The sequence below is a fragment of the Frigoribacterium sp. Leaf44 genome (assembly GCF_001421865.1).
Lineage (GTDB): Bacteria > Actinomycetota > Actinomycetes > Actinomycetales > Microbacteriaceae > Frigoribacterium.
In genome coordinates, this window is sequence record NZ_LMLG01000007.1 from 154,341 (window position 1) to 174,254 (window position 19,914).

Sequence of the window (19,914 nt, forward strand, 5' to 3'; positions counted from 1 at the left end):
GTCCCGGGCCTCAGGACGAGGCCGACGGAGGCCGCGCCTCCTGCACTGCACGGATTGCGAACACACATGCCCCTGGTCGAGACCCCGACCCCCCGCCGACACGGCCGCCTGATCGCGGCGGTGGTCCGGGCCACCGCGCCTCTCTTCCACCTGCACCTCGCGCTCTACCGGCGCGAGGTGGCCCGGGCGCCCTACCCCCGCGACGCCCGCCGCATGACCGTGGACGGCCCCGACCCCGACCGCCTGCTCTTCGTCGGCAGCATCGCCGTCGAGGGGTTCGGCGTGCTCGCCCACGACCTGACCTGCGCCAGCCAGACCGCGCGCCTCGTCGGCTCGGCGCGGGGCCGTGGCGTCAGGTGGCGCGAGGTCTCGGCACCCGTGCTGACGGCCGCCGAGGCCGCCCGGGTCGAGCTGCCGGCCGGACGCGCCGACGCGGCCGTGGTGCTGCTCGGCATCTGCGACGTCCTGCTCGCCACGAGCGGCTCGTCGTGGGAGGCCTCGCTCCGTCGCCTCGCCGTCCGGGTGCGCGAGACGGCCGGCCCGGACTGCCGCATCGTCTACGTCGGCATCCCGCCGATGGCGGAGTTCCGACCGATCCCGCCGATCGCGAAGCGTCTGCTGACGCGGCAGATCGAGCGGCTCAACGCCCTGACGGCCCGGGTCGCCCTCACCACGCCCGGCGCCTCGTGGGTGCCGTTCCCCGAGTGGCGCTCGGAGGGGCTGTACCACCAGGAGCTGCTGTCGTGGGGCACCATGCACCGGCGGTGGGGGCAGGCGATCGCGCCGACCGTGGTGACGTCGCTGGTCGGCGCCGAAGCCGCCGACACGCCCTGCGAGAGCGGCGCCGGGCCCGGCGTCCCGGCCTAGACGCCCGAGTCCGCCAGGCTGCCGACGCGGGTCGTGCCGTAGGTGTACGCGTAGCAGACGACCGAGCGCTCGCCGTCGTCCCACCCCTTCTCGGTCGGGGCGAGCACGCCGTAGTCGGCGAGGGACTCGTCGTACGAGGCCCCGACGTAGTCGCCGAAGGCCGCGTCGCAGAGGGCGGCCGCCTCGTCGAGGACCTCGTAGCCGCCGGGGAACGCGCCGCCGTCCAGCTCGTCCACCAGGTAGGCCTCCTCGTCGTGGGCCTCGTCGCAGGAGGCCGTCTCGACGTCGCCCGTGCCCTCGCGGCCGAGGTCGCCCACGGTGAAGCAGGTGCCGACGTCGAGCCCGTCCACGCTCGTCACCCCCGAGAAGTCGAGGGGGTAGAGGTAGTCGCCGTAGACCGCGTCCGAGCCGAAGTACGTGGTGGGGTCCTCGTCGGCGTACGACGAGCCGTCGTCGTAGCCGTAGCCCGCCGACCCGCCGGCGAGCGACATCCCGCCGAGCAGGCCGGCCCCGCCGCCGACGATCAGGGCGACGACGGCCGCGCCGACGATCGCGAGGACCCACGGGGTCTTCGAGGGCTGCACCGGCAAGGTGGGGAGGAAGGCAGGAGGCGCGGCGTAGGGGTCCTGCGTCGGCCACGGCTGCCAGGGCGCCTGGGCCTGGGGCTGGGACGGCCAGCCGGACGACTGCTGCTCGGGCTGCGGCCAGCCCTGCGACTGCGGCTGCGGCCCGGGCTGCGGCTCGGGCTGCTGCCACCCCTGCGGTCGGGGCTGCTGGTCGGGCACGCCCGGCTCGATCGGTGTGCTCACGGTCGTTCCCCTTCGTCGACCGGGCCGTCGGATCACCGGGTCACGCCGGATCATATCCAGCGCCGGGCATCCCGCTCGACCCCCTGTCCGGGAAGACGACCGTGATCTGCTTGCCCGCCCTCTCGGCCTGACCTACACTCGATCCGTTCGAACACACGTTCGAACGTGCAGGAGGACGACATGAGCACCCAGACCACCCACGAGCCCGTCGCGCTGTGGTTCGAGCGCGACCTGCCGGCGCGGCTGGTCTGGTCCTGCCGACGGTGGCGGGTGAGCGACACCCCGACCGAGCTGCGGGTCGAGCCGGCGGTCACGCCGGCCTTCATCACGCACCCGCCCCGTCGCTTCGTCGGCTGGCGCTTCCAGGCCACCGACGACGACGGCACCACCCACATGTTCGAGGTCGTCCTCGGCGCCGACGGCGGCTGGGTGCTGGGGCGCGTCTACGACTGACCCGGGACGACGACGGGCGGCTGCGAGGATGACGTCATGACGGACCCCCTGCTCGAACGCATCGAGCGCTACATGGCCAGGTCACCGGTGAGCGAGTCGTCTCACCTCACCGCCTGGGCCCGGACGCTCGCCCTCGGCGAGCTGGTCCGCGTCCTGAGGACGGACGAGCCCACCGACGTCGGAGTGCAGACCCTCGAGTCGCAGCTGCGGCTCGCAGCGACGATCACACGGGACTGCGGCGGGGGCCTCGAGGTCGCGGCCTCGCACCACGATCGCCTCGCAGCCGATCTCACCGCCGTGCGACCGGATGCGGACCCGTACTCTCCCGTCCGCAACGCCGCCCGCGCCCATCGCATGGCGGCGGCCATCTGCCGTGGTGATCACTCGGACCTGCGCCGCTTCGCCTCCCACCCGAGGCACGGGGCCGACTACACCGCGGCGCTCCGGTTGCCGCCGGCCGAGTGACGGCCGGTCGTCGATCTGCCGGTAGGCGTCGGAGCGCATCGCTGCCCTGTCGAACGGCCTCGTTCAGGACGTCGGCGCCGCCGGCGCCCCGAGCTGCAGCGTCAGCTCCATGCACCGCAGCTGGGCCGGGGAGAACTCGTAGGGCATGCTCCTGATGACATCCGCGGCGCTCCTGGCCTGGGTGGCCACGGCCGGGTCGGGACCGTTCTCCGCGTCGGCGCCTGCGATCGGATGGAACTCGTCCCAGGTGTCGAAGATCGCGTCGTCCTCCTCGAGCTGACCGGACTCCTCGATGACGCGCATGAGCTCGGTCTCGAAGGCATGCCGCTCGGCGGCGACCTGCGCCACCCGGGGATCGTCGACGGCGACCGTGTCGTCGAGCGCCTCCTCGGCGGCGTCGACGCGGTCGGACTCGGCCCGCAGCTCGGGGTGGAGGGCCAGGACGAGGAAGCGGCTCGCCTGCAGGACGGCGCCGAGCGGACCGAAGATGCGCTCGGTGACCAGGAGGGTGTCCAGGTCGTCCTGACGCAGCGAGCCCCCGGGTGCGGCCTCGAGGCGGCCGGAGACGATGTCGTCGAGCAGTCCCAGGCGGCTGCCGAGGGTCCGCATGCGCTGCACCGAGGCACGCTTCCTCCGCAGCTCGGCCTCCTGCGCGGCAAGGGTGTCGTCCAGGCGCGCGAGGACGTCGGCGACCTCGTCCTCGTCGCCGGCACCACCCGGTGCGGTGTCGGTGAACGCGTCGCGGATGTCGTCGAGGGCGATCCCGGCGTCGGCCATGCGTCGGATCCAGAGCAGCCGGATGATCTCCGCGTAGCCGTAGCGGCGGCGGCCGTCGCCGCCTCGCTCACGCTCCGGGAGCAGGCCGACCTGGTGGTAGTGCCGGATCGCCCGCGGAGTGGTGCCGACGAACGCCGCGGCGTCGCCGATCAGGACCTGACGGGGCGGGGTCGGGAACGGATGCATGGCGGACCTCTCGAGGCGGGACGGGGCAGGCGGTACGTCGAGCAGACCACATGACGTAGCGGCAGGTGCAACCCGGTCGAGGCTGAGTCGGGACCGCTTCGAGCCTCTTCCGGAGCCGCTCCCGTCTCACGGTCTCAGCGTCCCGTCCTGGCAAGGGCCGCGTTGAGCTCGAGCACGTTCACGGTGGGCTCGCCCAGGTAGCCGAGGTCGCGGCCCTGGGTGTGCTCCTCCACGAGCGCCTCGACGTCCGCGACCGGCAGGTCACGTGCCGCGGCGACCCGCTCGACCTGGATGCGCGCGTACTCGGGGCTGATGTGCGGGTCGAGCCCGGACGCGGAGGCGGTGAGCGCGTCGACGGGGACGTCCTCCGGGGCGACTCCGTCGCTCTCGGCGATCGCCGCCCGCCGCTCCTCGACGGCCGCGATGAGGTCCTCGTTCTCGGGCCCGTAGTTGCTGCCGCTCGAGGCGGAGGCGTCGTAGCCGTCACCGGCAGCCGAGGGCCGCGACTGGAACCACTCGGGCAGGGCGACACCGTCGGCGTCGGTGAAGGACTGCCCGATGAGTGACGAGCCGACGGTCTCACCGTCGACGTGGACGGCGGAACCGTCCGCCTTGCCGCCCAGGACGAGCTGGCCGACCCCGGTGACGACGGCCGTGTAGGCCACGCCGAGGACGACGGTGAAGACGAGCATCGCGCGGAGGGCGACACCGTACTGGCGGAGCAGGGTGCGGGTGTTCATGGTCTCTCTCTCGTTCGTCGTCTGCGTCGGTTCAGAAGCCGGGGAGCAGGCTGACGATCAGGTCGATGATCTTGATGCCGACGAACGGGGCGACGACGCCGCCGAGTCCGTAGACGAGGAGGTTGCGCGACAGGATCGACGACGCCGACGCCGCCCGGTACTTCACGCCCCGCAGGGCGAGCGGGATGAGCACGACGATCACGAGGGCGTTGAAGACGATCGCCGAGAGGATCGCCGAGGCCGGCGAGGACAGCTGCATGACGTTCAGCAGCCCGAGCCCGGGGAACACCCCGGCGAACATGGCCGGGATGATCGCGAAGTACTTCGCGATGTCGTTGGCGATCGAGAACGTCGTGAGGGCGCCGCGGGTGATGAGCAGCTGCTTGCCGATGCGGACGATGTCGATCAGCTTCGTCGGGTCGCTGTCGAGGTCGACCATGTTGCCGGCCTCCTTCGCGGCCGAGGTGCCCGTGTTCATCGCGACGCCGACGTCGGCCTGGGCCAGCGCGGGGGCGTCGTTGGTGCCGTCGCCGGTCATCGCGACGAGCGCGCCTCCTTCTTGCTCCCGGCGGATGAGGGCGAGCTTGTCCTCCGGGGTGGCCTCGGCGAGGTAGTCGTCGACGCCGGCCTCGGCCGCGATCGCCTTGGCGGTGAGGGGGTTGTCGCCGGTGATCATGACCGTGCGGATGCCCATGCTGCGCAGTTCGGCGAAGCGTTCGCGCAGGCCGGTCTTGACGACGTCCTTGAGGTACACGACGCCGAGGACGCGAGCCTCCGAGGCCGTGGTCTTGATCGCGACGACCAAGGGGGTCCCTCCGGCGTTCGAGATCTCGTCGATGCGGGTCTGCAGTTCGTCGTGCTCGGTGCTGGCGAGACGACGGTCCTCCTCGACCCAGGCGATGACGGAGTTGCCGGCACCCTTGCGGATCTGCGTGCCGTCGGGCAGGTCGAGACCCGACATGCGGGTCTGGGCGGTGAAGGGCACGATCTCACCCGGCTGACCGTCGGCGTCGTGCCACCCCGTCGTCAGGGCGAGGTCGACGATCGACTTGCCCTCGGGGGTCGGGTCGCTGAGCGACGACCGGGCGGCGGCGTCGACGAGTTCGGCCCGGGCGATGCCGTCGAGCGGCGTGAACTCGGCCGCCTGCCGGTTGCCGTAGGTGATGGTGCCGGTCTTGTCGAGCAGCAGCGTGGTGACGTCACCGGCGGCCTCGACCGCGCGGCCCGACATGGCGAGCACGTTGCGCTGCACCAGGCGATCCATGCCCGCGATGCCGATGGCGCTGAGCAGCGCCCCGATCGTCGTGGGGATGAGGCAGACCAGCAGGGCGATGAGCACGGGGATGCTCACCGACGCGTCGCTGTAGGCCGCGATGGGGTTCAACGTCAGGGTCACGACGACGAACACGATCGACAGGCTCGCGAGCAGGATGTTCAGCGCGATCTCGTTCGGGGTCTTCTGGCGGGAGGCGCCCTCGACGAGGCGGATCATGCGGTCGACGAAGGTCTCGCCGGGCTTGCTCGTGATGCGCACGACCACCCGGTCGGACAGCACGCGGGTGCCGCCGGTGACCGCGCTGCGGTCGCCGCCCGACTCGCGGATCACCGGGGCGGACTCGCCCGTGATGGCCGACTCGTCGACGCTCGCGATGCCCCAGACGATGTCTCCGTCGCCGGGGATCAGCTCGCCGGCGGTCACGACGACCGTGTCGCCGAGCGTGAGGTCGGCCGAGGACACCGACTCCGAGGAGGCGCGCTCGGCACCGGCATCGGACGTCGCGTCGTACGAGACCACGCGCTGGGCGGTGGTGCTGGTGCGGGTCGCCTTCAGGGTCTCGGCCTGTGCCTTGCCGCGACCCTCGGCGACGCACTCGGCGAGGTTCGCGAAGACGACCGTCAGCCAGAGCCAGACCGCGATCGCCCAGGTGAACGAGCCGGGGACGGGCGAGCCGCCCGAGGTCTCGGGACCGGTGAAGAGGCCGGCGATCGCGAGGATCGTCGTGTAGGCGGCACCGACCTCGACGATGAACATGACGGGGTTGTGCCACATCTCGCGCGGGTCGAGTTTGCGGAGCGCGCCGGGCAGGGCCGCGACCAGCTGGGCGACGCCGAACGCGCCTCCTCGGTTCGTCGGGGCGTGCTCGCCCTCGTGGTCGTGGTCGGTGGTGGGTGTGTCGGTGACGACGGACATGGTTACTGCAGCCCTTCAGCGAGCGGTCCCAGTGCGAGGACGGGGAAGTAGGTCAGCGCGGTGATGATCACCGAGACGCCGGTGAGCAGGCCCACGAACTGCGGGCGGTGGGTGGGCAGGGTCCCGGCGGTGGCGGGGACCTTGTCCTGAGCGGCGAAGGAGCCGGCGAGGGCGAGCACGAGCACGATCGGGAGGAAACGGCCGAGCAGCATCGCGACGCCGAGGGTGGTGTTGAACCACGGGGTGTTCGCCGTCAGTCCCGCGAAGGCGGAGCCGTTGTTGTTCGCGGCGGAGGTGAAGGCGTAGAGAACTTCGCTGAAGCCGTGGAGGCCCGGGTTCCAGATCGACGTGCCCTCGACGTCGGCACGCACCGCGGGGATCGCGAAGCTCAGCGCCGTGAAGGCGAGCACGATGGTCGGCGTGACCAGGATGTAGAGGCTGGCGAGCTTGATCTCGCGCGGCCCGATCTTCTTGCCGAGGTACTCCGGGGTGCGGCCGACGAGCAGGCCGGCGATGAACACCGTGATCACGGCGAGGACGAGCATGCCGTAGAGACCCGAGCCCACACCGCCGGGGGCGATCTCGCCGAGCATCATGTTGATCATCGGCATCATGCCGCCCAGGGCGGTGTACGAGTCGTGCATCGAGTTCACCGCACCCGTCGACGTCAGGGTCGAGGTGGAACCGAACAGGGTCGATCCCCAGATGCCGAACCGCGCCTCCTTGCCTTCCATCGCGCCTCCGGCGAGCTGGGTGGCGGTGCCGGCACCGCGGAGCTCGAACCAGGTCATGGCGGTCAGCGAGACGGCGAAGATCGTCGTCATGACGGCGGCGATCGCGACGCCCTGCTTGGTCGAGCCGACCATGCGGCCGAAGGTGCGCGGCAGGGAGAACGGGATGACGAGCATCATGAGGATCTCGAACAGGCTCGTCCACGGCGTGGGGTTCTCGAAGGGGTGGGAGCTGTTGGCGTTGAAGAAACCGCCACCGTTGGTGCCGAGCATCTTGATCGCCTCCTGCGAGGCGACGGGCCCGCCGGGGATCGTCGCGGTCCCTCCGGTGAGGGTCGTGACGTCGGTGAACCCGGCGACGTTCTGGACGACCCCACCCGCGACGAGCACGAGGGCCGCGACGACGGCCAGGGGGAGCAGCAGGCGGACGAGCGTGCGGGTCAGGTCGACCCAGAAGTTGCCCAGCGTGCCGCTCTTCGCGCGGGCGAGCCCGCGGATGACGGCCACGGCGACCACGATCCCGACGGCCGCGGAGACGAAGTTCTGGACGGCGAGTCCGCCGAGCTGCACCGCGTACCCGAGGGTCACGTCGGGCGAGTACGACTGCCAGTTGGTGTTCGTGACGAAGGAGGCCGCGGTGTTGAACGACAGGCCCTCGGGGACCGCGGGGAAGCCGAGCGAGTAGGGCAGGAACGCCTGGAGGCGTTGGATCGCGTAGACGAACAGCACGCCGACGACGGAGAAGCTGAGGACCCCACGCAGGTAGGCGGGCCAGGTCTGTTCCGCCGCGGAGTCGACGCCGATGAGGCGGTAGAAGCCACGCTCGACGCGGGCGTCCTTCGCCGTCGTGAAGATCCGCGCCATGTAGTCACCCAGGGGGCGGTACACGACGACGAGGACGACGACGACCGTGAGGATCTGGAGGATGCCGAACAGCGCGTCCATCAGAAGCGCTCGGGCTTCACGAGGGCGTACACGAGGTACGCCAGGGCGGCCACGGCGAGGACGGCGGCCCCGATGCTGAAGACGATCACAGCTTCTCGACCCCCTTCGCGACGAGGGACACCACTGCGAACACAGCGATGACGGCGAGCACGTACACGATGTCGAGCACTACGACTCCAAGGAGGACGATCGACGGGCCGGACGGCCCGGTGCCCGTCGTGGGCACAGCGAGTCAGTAGACACCTCGCCGCAGCGCCGATCGCGGGCCCTTACGACTTCCCTACGCCGATCGGCGTCTTCCTCACGGACACCACACGCCCACCGGGGCCGAAGGGCTGCTCGGCCGCCGGACGGGTCGATCCTGCGATGCCCTCGGATCGGTACGGATGCGATTCGATGCGTCGTCGGTGATCAGCAGCGAGAAGAACGGTGGTTCACGACTCGTCACGGAAGTCGGTGATCGACCGCTCGACGAGGCGTGCTTCGTCGAAGACGACGTCACAGCCGTCACTCTGGGGTGACTGGGCCTCGAACCCGACCTCCAGCGGCTTGTCGCTGTGGGGAAGGGAGAACGCACGGATCAGCGTCCACCGTTCGCCGTCCACGGACGCGTGGAAGGCGAAGACCTTCCCCTTGCGAGAGACACGCAGGTGCACGTGGTCACCGGCGACGGTGAAGGCGTTGGCGTCGTCGGACACGAGGTTGTTGACGACACTGACGATCATGCCCTCCCCGCGTGGCGAGAACTCGAAGCAGAGCTTCGCCCACATCTCACGGTCGTGGCGCAGGAAGAGCACACCGGCATCGAACGTGCCGGCGAAGCGGACGCGGACGCGTGCGCTGAGCTGGAAGTCGCCGGCGGGAGCATCGGTGAGGAGCGTTGCAGCGTTGTGCAGCGTCGATGACGTGACCTGGCCGCCGTCGTCACCGCCCGGGTCGGTGAAGATGTCGGTGCCCGGGATGCTGGACACGCTGATGCTGCCTGAGGCAGCGTCCACCGACCACCCGTCGCCGGGGAACGGTCGGAACGGAGACTCGATGCTCGGGATCTGGATCGTCATGCGCTCACGCTAACGACGGTCGAGCACGCGCCTTCAGCCGACGCGGGCAACCACCTCTGCGCTGGCACGGAAGACGCACTCGGTCGAGCACCGCTCAGACCGGTCAGGGCACTCGGCCAGGTCGTGCTCGGCACGAGCAAGGCGCGACCGGAGTCGGTCGAGGCGGGCCTGTTTCTCCTCGATCTGACGCATCTGCTCGGCCAGGAGCGGCCGCAGCGCCTCTCGGACATCGGTGCAGGACATCGACTCCATGGTGCTGAGGTGCGCGCCGATCTGATCGAGAGGCAGGCCGAGTTCCTTGCTCGCCTCGATCAGGTCGAGCCGGTTGAGCACGTCCGGGGTGTAATCCCGGTACCCGTTCTGAGCTCTGGCAGGGGTCAACAGCCCGATGGACTCGTAGTACCGGAGCGCTGTCGCGGAGACGCCGCTGCGCTTGCTGACCTCGGAGATTCGCACACCGCGACCCTAGAGCCGCCGCTGCCGCTTGACCTTCGAGCGGCTCGAACCTCTACCGTCACTGACGTGCCTTCCTCCTCGACACCGGTCCAGCCGTGAACGCGGTCGTTTCCTGGCTCGAACGCCGGCAGATCGGCCTCTACCTGGTGGCGATCGCGGCTGCCGGCGTGATCGGCCTCACCGTGCCGGGAGCGCACCACCTCGAGAGAGCGATCGAGCCCCTCCTCGGGCTGCTGTTGTTCGCGACGTTCCTCGGCGTGCCGTTCGCCGCGATCGGGCAGTCCCTCCGAGACGGACGGTTCCTCGCCGCGGTCGGAGTGCTGAACTTCGTCGTCGTCCCGCTCGTCGTGTTCGGGCTGTCGCGGTTCGTCGCGGACGAGCCGGCCCTGCTGTTCGGGGTGCTGCTGGTGCTGCTGACCCCGTGCATCGACTACGTGATCGTGTTCGCCGGCCTCGCCGGCGGTGCGTCGGAACGACTCCTCGCCGCAGCGCCGCTGCTCATGCTGGCGCAGATCCTCCTCCTGCCGCTCTACCTGCTGCTGTTCATCGGCCCCGAGGGTGTGGCCGTGGTCGAGGTCGGGCCCTTCGCCCGAGCGTTCCTGCTGCTCATCGTCGTCCCTCTCGCCGCGGCCGGACTCGTGCAGGCCCTCGGCCGGCGACACCGCGCCGGTGCCCTGGTGGAGCGCACGATGCTGGGCCTCATGGTCCCGTTGATGATGGCGACGCTGTTCACGGTCGTGGCCTCGCAGGCCGGGGCCGTCGGAGAGTCCCTGGCGCAGCTTCTCGTGCTGGTGCCGCTCTACGCCGGATTCCTCGTCGTCATGGCGGCACTCGGCCTCGGCGTCGGCCGCGTCGCCCGGTTGGACGTTCCGGCCACGCGGGCTCTGATGTTCAGCGGAGCCACGCGCAACTCGCTCGTGGTCCTGCCGCTGGCGCTGGCCTTGCCGGCGTCGCTCTCGCTCGCGCCGGTCGTCGTCGTGACCCAGACCCTCGTCGAACTCGTCGGCATGATCGTCTTCGTCCGGGTCGTCCCACGCCTAGTCCGGGGTCAGCCGGTGGAGTAGCCGGCTTCGAGGTCCCGGGTCATCCCAGATCCAGGCAGAACGCCATGACCGCTTGCTGGACCGGCAGGAGGGATGCCTTGAAGGCGTGGCCGACGAAGGCGGGGTGCGCGATGGCGTCGGCACTCACCTCGACGCCGCGGAGGAACGGTGGACACGGGTTCAGCCGTGCGCCCGTCGGCGCCGTGTCGAGCAGAGCCGAGGTGATGCGGTACGGCGCGAGGAGTTCCTCGTGCTCGCCCGGGCCGTCCGTGAGGATCACGTCGGCGGATCGGATCGCCGTCTCGAGGTCGTCGGTCCATCGGGCGCCGGGACTCCGGAGCCCCGCGGGGCAACACTGGACGAGATCGAGCTGCAGTGCACGGGCCGCCTCCTGCCAGGCGCCCGCGATGTTGCCGTCGGCCCCGACGAACAGGAAGCGCAGGGACCCCAGCTCGCTCTGCTGCCGGAGGGACCAGAGGTCGGAGAGCACCTCGCACGGGTGGTTCCGGTCGGTCATCGCATTGACGACCGGGACCGTGTCGACTGCAGCCAGCCCCTCCAGGACGGCGAGATCCCGGTGTCGGGCGACGATGACGTCGGCCCAGGCGCCGAGGTACTCGGCGACGTCCTCGAGGGCCTCGGACTTGTCGAGCGTCGTGTCCGGGAGCACGACCGGCTGGAGGCCCATCAGGGCGGCACCGCGTTCGAACGTCACCCGGGTGCGCAGGCTGGCCGGGGGGAAGAACATGACGGCGCAGCCCGCTGTCACCGGGCCGCGTCCGTCGCGGTAGGCGTCGGCGAGCGCGAACACCAGGTCGATGTCGGAGGGGCCCAGGTCGTCGAGTCTGATCAGGGAAGGCACCCTGCCACCGTAGAAGACGAGCGGGACCGCCCGGGCAGGCCGCTCACGAGTGCCGGGAGCTACCGCTGGTCGGCCCGCTGGGTATCCCCTGCCGGGCGGACGCGGGTTGCGAACCAACGGTTCGGTCGCTGACTTCGGTCATGCCACGGGAAGCCACGCAGGAGGCGATCGAGCGGACGGAGGCGGACGGGTTCAGGCCGGTGCTCGGCCCGGGGAGCATCACCACGATGATCCACGTCGTTCACCGAGTCGGCAGGCCTGAGCGCTCTCGCGTCAGCCTCGGCGAACCACCCGCGTTCTTCGAACATGACGACCTCCGTCGGTTGCGAGAAGCATCCCAGTGGGATGGGTCGCGGTCAACGACGCTCATCGAGACGCTGACGCAGGCAGTAGGTTCGCCACGTGGTGGAAGACTTTCGACGAGCGACGAGTGACCGTCACGCCGCCGGAACTTCCTCCCACGCGACGTAGCACCCTGGTGTTCGCCCCCAGGGCTCGTCGTCCTCGCGGCGGCACGAACCACGTCTCTCTTGGCTCTGGTCCATCAGGACGATGAATACAGCACGCCTGCGCGCTCTCGCGGCCTGAACTGGTCGGCGAAATCGCGTTCGTTCGGGCCCCAGACCTCGGTCCACAGCCAGTAGCGGCCGCTCTCAGAGCGGGAAGAGTTCACACGCGATCATCTCGCGACTGATCGACCGGCACATCAGCCCGAAGTAGTCATCGCGCGCGCAGCAGCGGAGCCGCAGAAGACCATCGTCTAGCGGGGCTGGTGGCCGATCGGTGAATGTGCTCGTTCGCACGGCCCCGTAGCCTTTCGTCCCATGGGGCCTGAGGCGAACGGACATGACGAGGACAGAGACGACGCCTCGGCCCGAACAGGCGCGGTCCCTCGAGGACGGCGGCGGCGCCGCATCGTCCTTTCGGCCGCCGTGGTCGCCCTCGCATCGCTCGCCGTCGCCGCGTTGCTCTTCACGGGAACGCTCTGGCCCACCCGCACGGCGGCCCTCAGGTACCCGGTGCAGGGCGTCGACGTATCCGCCTACCAGGGCACGATCGACTGGGGCGTCCTGGCGGAGGAGGACATCGACTTCGCGTGGATCAAGGCGACGGAAGGCTCGAGCTACCGAGATCCCCGGTTCGAGGACAACTGGGCCGACGCACACGACACCGACCTATTCGTCGGCGCCTACCACTTCCTCAGTGTCGACAGCCCGGGAACGGACCAAGCAGCCAACGTCATCGCCACCGTCTCCCGGAACAGGGGCGACCTGCCCGTCGTGGTCGACGTCGAGTGCTACGCCGAGTACTGCGATGCCCCTCCCTCGGCAGCCACGGTCCGGGCGGTGCTGGACCCGCTCCTCCTCGCGATCGAACAGCATTACGGCCGACCCGCTGTGCTCTACGCGACCCGCGACTGGTACGAGCGATACCTCGCCGGGAGCTACCCCGCCAACCCCATCTGGTTCCGCTCGGTCGCCACCTCCCCGCGTCTCACCGATGACCGCGACTGGACTCTCTGGCAGTGGTCCGCGCGCGAGCAGCTCGACGGGTACGACGGCGACGAAGAGTTCATCGACATGAACGCCTTTCGAGGCAACCGAGAAGATCTGGAGTCGTTGCTGCTGCCTTGATGCCCCGCCGTCGCGGCCGCGCTGATGCCCGCAGCAGCATCCCCTACCGAGACAGCGCCGGGGCCTGCGACGCATGAGGTCCCTTGCACTCACGGCGACAGCGGCCGTGATCGCGAGAGACCGTGACGCTACTGGGTGTCGACGTGCCCGATCGGGTCGCCGGCTCGGCGGAGAGCGTCCCGGGCCGCGGGCCAGGCGCCCCCGTCGACGCGGAGAGCGGTGCGGAGGTAGGCGGTGCTCATGCGCTGGATGACGGCGACCCGTTCGGGGTTCTCGTCGGTGGTCTCGGCCACTTCGTAGCCGACGATCCCTCCCAGGGCATGTTCTCCGCCGTGCAGGGTGAGGAGGTCGGTGGCGCCGGGGCTGTGCGTGTAGGCGTCGGTGAACCAGTCCGGTCCGCGGCTGGACATCGTGGATTGGTCGTGGTCGCCGGCGACGACGAGGGTCGGGGTGGTGAGCTCACGGAACGACGGGCGCATGAAGGGGAAGTTCGCCTGCGCGAAGGGGTGCAGGTCGTCGCCGCCGAGACCGGTGGCGGCGAAGAGGATGCCCGCGGTGACGCGGCTGTCGGACATGTCGTCTCCGACGTGGCCCTCCTCGTCGACGATGCGTGCACCGAGGAGTGTCTGCGCTGTCTGGCCGCCCCAGGAGTGACCTGTCGCGGCGATCCGGTCGCGGTCGACGCGGCCGGCGAGACCCGGGACGGCCCCTTCGACGGTGTCGAGCTGGTCGAGGACGCGGGTCAGGTCGGCGATGCGTTCGGTCCAGATCGTCGGGAAGACCGGGTGGTCGAACCCGAACCCGTTCCGCCTCGAGTCGAGGTGCGTGGGCTGGACGACGACGAAGCCGCGCGAGGCCCAGAACGCGGCCAGGGGCGCGTACCCGTCGAGGTTCCAGCCGTTGCCGTGCGAGAACACGACGACCGGCAGGTCACCTCCCGTGGCGGGTGCCGACACGCGGACCTCGAGCGGGACGGCGCGCCCCGGGGCCGACAAGGTGACCGGCGCGACGGAGACGACCGGGCCGCCGCCGCCGCCGATCTCGTCCAGTGCGGTGACGAGTGATGAGGACATGGAGGGTGCCTTTCGTCGGGAGTCACGCTCTGCGATACTGCTTATCGGAGCGCTGCTCCGCAACATTACGGAACGTTGCTCCGTTAATCAAGCACCGGTTCGACCCGATCGAGGAGGCGCCATGCCCGACACGCAGGACGGTGACGCCCCAGCCGCGCAGCCACGGCCGGTGGGCCGACCCCGCCGGAGCCAGCAGGCTCTCCTGGACGCGGCTGCGGCGGTGTTCGTGGAGTCCGGCGTCGACGCTCCCGTCCGCGAGATCGCGACGAAGGCCGGCGTGGGGGTCGGCACCGTCTACCGGCACTTCCCGACCCGGCCTGAGCTGGTCGTCGCGGTCTACCGACACCAGGTCGAGGCCTGCGCCGAGGCCGGGCCGCGACTGCTCGCCGAGAGCGCGACCCCGGAAGGAGCCCTGCGCGCATGGGTAGCGCTGTTCGTGGACTTCCTCGTGACGAAGCACGGCCTCGCCACCGCCCTCCACGGTGACGCCGCTGGCTCCCACGCACTCCACGCGTACTTCGTGGGCCGCCTCGTACCGGTCTGCGGGTCACTCCTCGACGCTGCCCGCGCCGATCTCGGCCCCACGGACGACGAAGCGGCCCTGGATGGGTACAACCTCCTCAAAGGCGTCGGCAACCTCTGCATCGGCGCCGCGAGCGACTCTGACTACGACGCCGATCGGCTCGTCCAAGCCCTGATATCCGGCGCACTCACCCCAGAGTCATCACGGCTCGAAGGCCCCCGGTAACCCATCCCCTAGTGCGACGCCCGGCCGTGGCGACAGACCCACATTTCGCAACCTGCCCTGGAACGAAACTGAATAGGCTGTGAGACTCGACGACATGCGTTGCCTATCGAAGAGGTAAGTGGTTTGCCCCAAGAAACTTCCGACCGTCTCAGCCGTTATGCGGTGGCATCCGTCGCTGTAGGTGTCCTGGCGCTGGTCTTGCTCTGGGCGTTTGGTGCGCCAACCCTTGTGACCGCATTTGGTGCCGGGCTGGGACACCTGGCATTGCAGGACATCAAGCGCACGAGATCCCGCGGCATCGCCCTGGCCTCGGTGGGCCTGACACTTGCGTACGGCCTGACGCTCAGCTCGATCATCCGGTTCATTCCATCGGCGATCAATGGGCTCAACTAGGCAGCCCCTCCTTCGCAGCGAGTTCAACAATCGCGCCCCTTCCAGGATTCACGGCACCGACCCGACAGGCACTCAACACCCCCGCGACGGATGAGCTCACGGCGGGTAGTGGCGATCGTCACCTCTACCCGACGCAGCCTCTGGCAGAAGATCCAGTCCGATGATCGATCCCCTATCCGGCGTGTATCAGTAAGCGTCGCCGATGCCCGGTGATTTCTCCGCGCCCTCGATGACAGCGAGCAGCAGTGCGTTGAGCTGTGCGCTCCGCGACGCGTCCAGCCCGAACATGCTGAGGTCGTTCGTCGCCAGGGCCACCTGCTGCACCGCGTCGAGCACGGCCTGGCCGGCTGGCGTGCTCGCGGCGGGGTTCCTCCGGCCGCGGGCGCGGATGCCCACCCGGCGGACGAGACCGCGACGCTCCATCCCGTCGAGCACGTCCGACATGCTCTGCGGGCGAACGAAGACGGCCCGAGCGATCTCCGCCGACGTGAGCTCAGCACCGTCCGCCAGGCACGACAGCACGCCGAACTGCACGAGGCTCACGTCGTGCTCCGCCATCCCCGCGGTGATCTGGGAGCCGATGATGCGGGCGACCTTCACCGCGTTCCAGCCCAGCACGGACTCGAGCCCGCGACCTCCGTCGTCACTCATGCGTGCCTCCTCGTCGCTCACCTCGATAAAACAGGAACCTGTTTTTGAGGCTATGGTGCAGGAACCTGCTTCAGGGACCTCCTTGCAGTGTGCACCACCCACCCGCGCGAGACCGAACCGACATGACAGGACAGCCACCATGACAACACCCGCACTCCCCGACGACCGAGGCCGCTGGGGCGCCGACGACGAACTCGGCACGCTGAACCTGATCGACGACGCCGCCAGGGCCCGCGCCGCTGAGGAGGTGCGGATCGGCCGGAGCGTGTCGCTCGCGTACCCGGTCGAACCCGCCTCGATGCTCGGCGGACCGTTCGCTCCCCCAGCACCGCCGTCGCCCCCCGTTCAGCAGGCGCTGCTCTACACGGGCACGCCGCCCATGGGGATGTCCGAGGTCCTCGTCGTGACACCGCATCACCCGGCGCTGACGCACATCGACGCTTTCGCCCACATGCCCGTCAACGGCACCGTGTACCCGGGCCGGCCACTCGAGGAGACCGTCACGGCCGGAGGCGTCGCTCACGGTTCCACGACCGCCTTCGCCGCCGGGGTCACGACGCGAGGAATCCTGCTCGACCTGGCACCGGAGGGACGGCTGCCGTCCGCGCACCCCATCACCTCGGCGGACCTCGACGCTGCCGAGGCGCGAGCGGGGGTCGAGGTGCTGCCCGGCGACGCCGTGGTGGTCCGCAGCGGCTGGGGCTTCAGCTGGGACGCCGAGACCCAGGCGCCGGGCATGACCGTCGATGCGGTCACGTGGATGAAACACCGTGGCGTCTCGCTCTACGCCGGCGACATCAGCGACTCCTTCCCGCCGAGCGACCCGGAGATGCCCATGCCGATGCACATGGTCGGGCTGGCCCGCCTGGGCATGCCCCTGATCGACAGCGTCGCCACCGACGACCTCGCCGCGACCTGCGCCGAAGTCGGCCGAAACGCCTTCCTGCTCAGCATCGCCCCACCCCGCCTCCACGGCCTCACCGGCGTGCCCGTGAACCCCCAAGCCATCTTCTAGACCGACACCACGGCCGGGCGCGCCGCAATGACCGATCGGCTATCGGGCAGCGCTCCCGTCGAGAGCTACTGCGGAGGAGGCGGCGGAAAAACATCGGTGAAGGCGTAGAGCACGATGACCGTCGAGATGATCAGCATGCCGATCCCGCCGACGATCATCAGCCCTGGCGACTGGGTCTGCGGGCCGATCCGGCGCCCCTGATCCTTGTAGGCCCTGCGAGCGGCATCGGAGATGTGCTGGTGGAACACGATGAAGCAGACCCCGAAGATCGCGAACAGGGGCGCAAAGACCACGGCGGCGCCCTGCAGCTCTGTCATCGCCTCATCCTGTCCGCGAGAACGGCCACAGGTCCACATAGGTGCGGCCGCAGGACGGGTGCGCGTCCCCGTCTCAGGCGCCGGCGCCGCCGTCGACGGGCACGATGGCACCTGTCACCGCCGAGGCGCGATCACTGAGGAAGAACCCCGCGACCTCGGCGACTTCGAGAGCGGTTGCCATGCGGCCGATGGGGCTGGCTGCGTTGTTCGCCTCGATGATCCCTGGGCTTTTCCTCTCCCATTCGTCCATCATCTCGGTCGCCGTTCCACCGGGCATCAGGCCGTTCACCCGAATTCCTTCGGCAGCCCAGGTGACCGCCGCGGTCTCCGTGATGCTGTTCAGTGCCCGCTTCATTGCCCCGTACGCCGGCAACGGCGGCACAGCACGTCGACTGCCGATGCTCGAGGTGTTCACGATCGCGCCGCCGCCTGACTTCCGCATGAGAGTTGCTTCGGCGACCATCGCGACCCAGTGTGCGCGGAAGTTGACGGCGAATTGCTCGTCGATGTCGGCGTCAGACGTGGTGTCGAGCGGACCGGTCTCTTGCTGGTTCACGCCGCCGTTGTTGAATGCCCCGTCGAGGCGTCCGTGGAGCTCCTCGACGCGATCGATGGCCGCGCGGACGCTGGCTCGATCTGCGAGGTCCATCACGACGGTGTCAGCCGTGCCACCCTGGGTGCGGATCTCGTGGACGAGGGCGTCGAGCGCCCCGATGCTGCGGGCTGCCAGCACGACAGATGCTCCCTCTCTCGCGAAGAGACGGCCCGCTGCGGCGCCGATACCGCGGCTGGCTCCGGTGATGAAGATGACCTTCCCGGTCAGCAGGCCGACCGGCATGTTCTCGTTGTTGTTCGTCATGTGATGAGCGTCTTCGCCCCGGGAACTCGCATCCAGGCACAAACGGTACGAGGGTCCGCGGCCTGACCGGGCGGAGAATGGCGGCATGGACAAAGGTGAGCTCGCAGCTTTTCTCCGGAGTCGCCGCGAGCGTCTCCACCCCGAAGACGTCGGCCTCTCGTCTGGGTCTCGGCGAAGGACTCCAGGTCTTCGGCGAGAGGAGGTCGCCGTCCTCGCTCACCTCTCGGCCGAGTACTACGCCCGACTCGAACAGGGCCGCGCGCCTCGGCCCTCAGACGTCGTACTCGCAGGCATCGCGGGCGCACTGCGTCTCACCCCCGAAGAGTCCGATCACCTGCACCGGCTGGCCGGCACCGCCCCCACTCCGACGGGACTGCACAGTCGCGATGTACGGCCGAGCATCCTTACCCTGCTCGAACGACTCCCCCACACCGCCGGAATCGTCCTCTCGGCCACCTTCGAAGTGCTCGCCTGGAACGACCTGGCGGCAGCTCTCATGGAGGACTTCTCCCTGCTCGTTCCCCGCGATCGCAACCTCGCGAGGAAGACCTTCCTCAACGGTGGGCAGCAGTCAGAGGCGATCTACGGGATCTCCGACGAGGCCGCATTCCGGGAAGGTGTCGTGACCCAACTCCGTAGCGCCCAGGCTGTCTACCCATCTGACCCGAGCGTCCGCGATCTCATCGACGACCTCCGTTCCGGCAGCGCCGAGTTCGAACAGCTCTGGGAGCGACACGACGTCCAGACACCACCGCCCCTGCAGAAGACCTTCCGCCACACACCGGCCGGGCCGATCACCGTCAACTGCGACTCCCTAGCCATCACCGAGCGGGACCAACACCTCGTGCTCTACACCGCACCAGCGGGCTCCCGAGACGCTGAGAACCTCGCCCTATTGGAAGTGATCGGCTCCGAACCCCTCATCGGACCGCGGGGCACCTGAACGGCCCATCCAAGCTTTGGCTCCGAGAGATCGACCAACATCGCGGCCGAGTCTCGGTGGCCGATCCCCTAACGGGCGCATTGCCAGAGGTGACCTTGAGTTGTGGCACGCTTGCCGGCGTGAGCGAAGTTGTGCCCTCAGAAGTGGATGATGGGTTCTATGGCCCGAGACATCGGCGTCCGGACAGCACTCGCCACCGTTCGGGCCCCTGGACGCGCGCCTGGCATCTCTCGGTCTACGCCGGGGCCGCTCTAGTAGCGCTGGTCGTCGCTTTAATTCTCGCCTCAGCCGTCCACGACTCGACTCAGGCGCATGTGGCAGGCACGTTCACCGAGGAGAGCTGCGAAGGCGATGGCCGGCACGGCTGCCAAAGCGTCGGCACGTGGACGAGCGACGACGGTGAATTGACCTACCGCAGCGTCGGACTCGACGGGGCAGTGGGAAGGAACGGCACCTCGCGTTCTTACGCGATACCGGATGCCATCCTCGGCGGCACCGACACCGTCCACGACAGCGCCAGCAGCCCCCTCATCGGAATCCTCGTCGCCACCACCCTGCTCGTCGTGCTCGCTCTCGGAGTCCTGCGTGCAGCCGAGAAATGGGGCGACTTAGCGCGTCTGAAAAATTCGTGGAGACGCCGCAAAGGGTCCAGGCCCTGACTCGGACCGAGGAGACAATCGACAGACGCCTCGCCT

General features: G+C 69.5%; 24 protein-coding genes. 10 read left to right on the forward strand and 14 right to left on the reverse strand.

Features of this window, described 5'->3' with window-relative positions; translation table 11 throughout:
* Positions 1–66: 66 nt before the first annotated feature.
* Positions 67–867, forward strand: coding sequence for a GDSL-type esterase/lipase family protein (locus tag ASE87_RS14925; RefSeq protein WP_056229975.1), 801 nt, complete (start codon positions 67–69; stop codon positions 865–867).
* Here the strand turns inward: ASE87_RS14925 and ASE87_RS14930 are convergent.
* Positions 864–1,676, reverse strand: coding sequence for a septum formation family protein (locus ASE87_RS14930; RefSeq protein ID WP_056229977.1), 813 nt, complete (start codon positions 1,674–1,676; stop codon positions 864–866). The genes ASE87_RS14925 and ASE87_RS14930 overlap by 4 nt on opposite strands.
* A gap of 180 nt (positions 1,677–1,856) precedes the next feature.
* On the opposite strand from ASE87_RS14930, the gene ASE87_RS14935 reads away from it, so the two are divergent.
* Entirely contained in the window at positions 1,857–2,129 is a 273-nt protein-coding gene (locus ASE87_RS14935) for a hypothetical protein (RefSeq protein WP_043595633.1), read from the forward strand.
* 36 nt (positions 2,130–2,165) lie between these two features.
* A complete protein-coding gene (locus tag ASE87_RS14940; RefSeq protein WP_043595565.1) occupies positions 2,166–2,594 on the forward strand; it encodes a hypothetical protein in 429 nt (142 codons plus the stop codon).
* Between the two features lie 63 nt (positions 2,595–2,657).
* Here ASE87_RS14940 and ASE87_RS14945 read toward each other — a convergent pair whose 3' ends face one another.
* The 8 genes from ASE87_RS14945 to ASE87_RS14970 all read right to left on the reverse strand — a co-directional run bounded on the left by ASE87_RS14945 (position 2,658) and on the right by ASE87_RS14970 (position 9,681).
* A complete protein-coding gene (locus ASE87_RS14945; RefSeq protein ID WP_056229980.1) occupies positions 2,658–3,557 on the reverse strand; it encodes a MerR family transcriptional regulator in 900 nt (299 codons plus the stop codon).
* Positions 3,558–3,691: 134 nt separating this feature from the next.
* The gene (kdpC, locus tag ASE87_RS14950; RefSeq protein ID WP_056229984.1) at positions 3,692–4,297 is read right to left on the reverse strand and encodes a potassium-transporting ATPase subunit KdpC; all 606 of its coding nucleotides are present in this window, start codon (positions 4,295–4,297) and stop codon (positions 3,692–3,694) included.
* 31 nt (positions 4,298–4,328) lie between these two features.
* Positions 4,329–6,488, reverse strand: a complete 2,160-nt coding sequence (gene kdpB, locus ASE87_RS14955) for a potassium-transporting ATPase subunit KdpB (protein ID WP_056229988.1) — start codon at positions 6,486–6,488, stop codon at positions 4,329–4,331.
* A 2-nt stretch (positions 6,489–6,490) separates the two neighbouring features.
* Positions 6,491–8,164, reverse strand: a complete 1,674-nt coding sequence (gene kdpA, locus ASE87_RS14960; protein ID WP_056229990.1) for a potassium-transporting ATPase subunit KdpA — start codon at positions 8,162–8,164, stop codon at positions 6,491–6,493.
* Positions 8,164–8,253 (reverse strand): K(+)-transporting ATPase subunit F, encoded by a 90-nt coding sequence (gene kdpF, locus ASE87_RS16230; protein ID WP_071257733.1) that lies wholly within the window; start codon positions 8,251–8,253, stop codon positions 8,164–8,166. Before kdpF ends, kdpA begins: the two co-directional genes overlap by 1 nt.
* A complete protein-coding gene (locus ASE87_RS16235) occupies positions 8,250–8,390 on the reverse strand; it encodes a hypothetical protein (protein ID WP_156155567.1) in 141 nt (46 codons plus the stop codon). Before ASE87_RS16235 ends, kdpF begins: the two co-directional genes overlap by 4 nt.
* 208 nt (positions 8,391–8,598) lie before the next feature.
* Positions 8,599–9,225: a DUF1349 domain-containing protein gene (locus ASE87_RS14965; RefSeq protein ID WP_043595571.1), complete on the reverse strand. Its 627-nt coding sequence runs from the start codon at positions 9,223–9,225 to the stop codon at positions 8,599–8,601.
* Positions 9,226–9,258: 33 nt separating this feature from the next.
* The gene (locus ASE87_RS14970) at positions 9,259–9,681 is read right to left on the reverse strand and encodes a MerR family transcriptional regulator (protein ID WP_056229992.1); all 423 of its coding nucleotides are present in this window, start codon (positions 9,679–9,681) and stop codon (positions 9,259–9,261) included.
* Between the two features lie 95 nt (positions 9,682–9,776).
* Between ASE87_RS14970 and ASE87_RS14975 the strand changes: the two genes are divergently transcribed.
* Complete coding sequence (locus tag ASE87_RS14975; RefSeq protein WP_056229996.1) at positions 9,777–10,745, forward strand: arsenic resistance protein; 969 nt, start codon at positions 9,777–9,779, stop codon at positions 10,743–10,745.
* Between the two features lie 19 nt (positions 10,746–10,764).
* Here the strand turns inward: ASE87_RS14975 and ASE87_RS14980 are convergent, their stop codons facing one another.
* Complete coding sequence (locus ASE87_RS14980) at positions 10,765–11,586, reverse strand: ornithine carbamoyltransferase (RefSeq protein ID WP_056229999.1); 822 nt, start codon at positions 11,584–11,586, stop codon at positions 10,765–10,767.
* Positions 11,587–12,518: 932 nt separating this feature from the next.
* Here ASE87_RS14980 and ASE87_RS14985 point away from each other — a divergent pair.
* On the forward strand, positions 12,519–13,220 hold the full coding sequence (locus tag ASE87_RS14985) for a GH25 family lysozyme (RefSeq protein WP_235472364.1): 702 nt from the start codon (positions 12,519–12,521) through the stop codon (positions 13,218–13,220).
* 128 nt (positions 13,221–13,348) lie between these two features.
* Here ASE87_RS14985 and ASE87_RS14990 read toward each other — a convergent pair whose 3' ends face one another.
* Positions 13,349–14,293 carry an alpha/beta fold hydrolase gene (locus ASE87_RS14990; protein ID WP_056230002.1) on the reverse strand — a complete coding sequence of 315 codons (945 nt, stop codon included), beginning with the start codon at positions 14,291–14,293 and terminating at the stop codon, positions 13,349–13,351.
* 121 nt (positions 14,294–14,414) lie between these two features.
* Here ASE87_RS14990 and ASE87_RS14995 point away from each other — a divergent pair, with 121 nt between their 5' ends.
* Both ASE87_RS14995 and ASE87_RS15000 read left to right on the forward strand, forming a co-directional pair.
* Positions 14,415–15,041, forward strand: a complete 627-nt coding sequence (locus ASE87_RS14995) for a TetR/AcrR family transcriptional regulator (protein WP_056230005.1) — start codon at positions 14,415–14,417, stop codon at positions 15,039–15,041.
* A 99-nt stretch (positions 15,042–15,140) separates the two neighbouring features.
* Positions 15,141–15,434, forward strand: coding sequence for a DUF4190 domain-containing protein (locus ASE87_RS15000; RefSeq protein WP_137847188.1), 294 nt, complete (start codon positions 15,141–15,143; stop codon positions 15,432–15,434).
* Positions 15,435–15,620: 186 nt separating this feature from the next.
* Here ASE87_RS15000 and ASE87_RS15005 read toward each other — a convergent pair whose 3' ends face one another.
* Positions 15,621–16,085 carry a MarR family winged helix-turn-helix transcriptional regulator gene (locus tag ASE87_RS15005; RefSeq protein ID WP_056230010.1) on the reverse strand — a complete coding sequence of 155 codons (465 nt, stop codon included), beginning with the start codon at positions 16,083–16,085 and terminating at the stop codon, positions 15,621–15,623.
* Positions 16,086–16,224: 139 nt separating this feature from the next.
* On the opposite strand from ASE87_RS15005, the gene ASE87_RS15010 reads away from it, so the two are divergent.
* Positions 16,225–17,100 (forward strand): cyclase family protein, encoded by an 876-nt coding sequence (locus tag ASE87_RS15010; RefSeq protein ID WP_056230013.1) that lies wholly within the window; start codon positions 16,225–16,227, stop codon positions 17,098–17,100.
* 65 nt (positions 17,101–17,165) lie between these two features.
* On the opposite strand, the gene ASE87_RS15015 is transcribed toward ASE87_RS15010, so the two are convergent.
* The gene (locus ASE87_RS15015) at positions 17,166–17,417 is read right to left on the reverse strand and encodes a hypothetical protein (RefSeq protein ID WP_056230015.1); all 252 of its coding nucleotides are present in this window, start codon (positions 17,415–17,417) and stop codon (positions 17,166–17,168) included.
* 73 nt (positions 17,418–17,490) lie between these two features.
* Complete coding sequence (locus tag ASE87_RS15020) at positions 17,491–18,276, reverse strand: SDR family NAD(P)-dependent oxidoreductase (RefSeq protein WP_056230018.1); 786 nt, start codon at positions 18,274–18,276, stop codon at positions 17,491–17,493.
* Positions 18,277–18,361: 85 nt separating this feature from the next.
* On the opposite strand from ASE87_RS15020, the gene ASE87_RS15025 reads away from it, so the two are divergent.
* Positions 18,362–19,219, forward strand: a complete 858-nt coding sequence (locus ASE87_RS15025) for a helix-turn-helix transcriptional regulator (protein WP_056230021.1) — start codon at positions 18,362–18,364, stop codon at positions 19,217–19,219.
* Positions 19,220–19,338: 119 nt separating this feature from the next.
* Entirely contained in the window at positions 19,339–19,878 is a 540-nt protein-coding gene (locus tag ASE87_RS16240; RefSeq protein WP_137847186.1) for a hypothetical protein, read from the forward strand.
* The last annotated feature ends 36 nt before the right edge of the window (positions 19,879–19,914 follow it).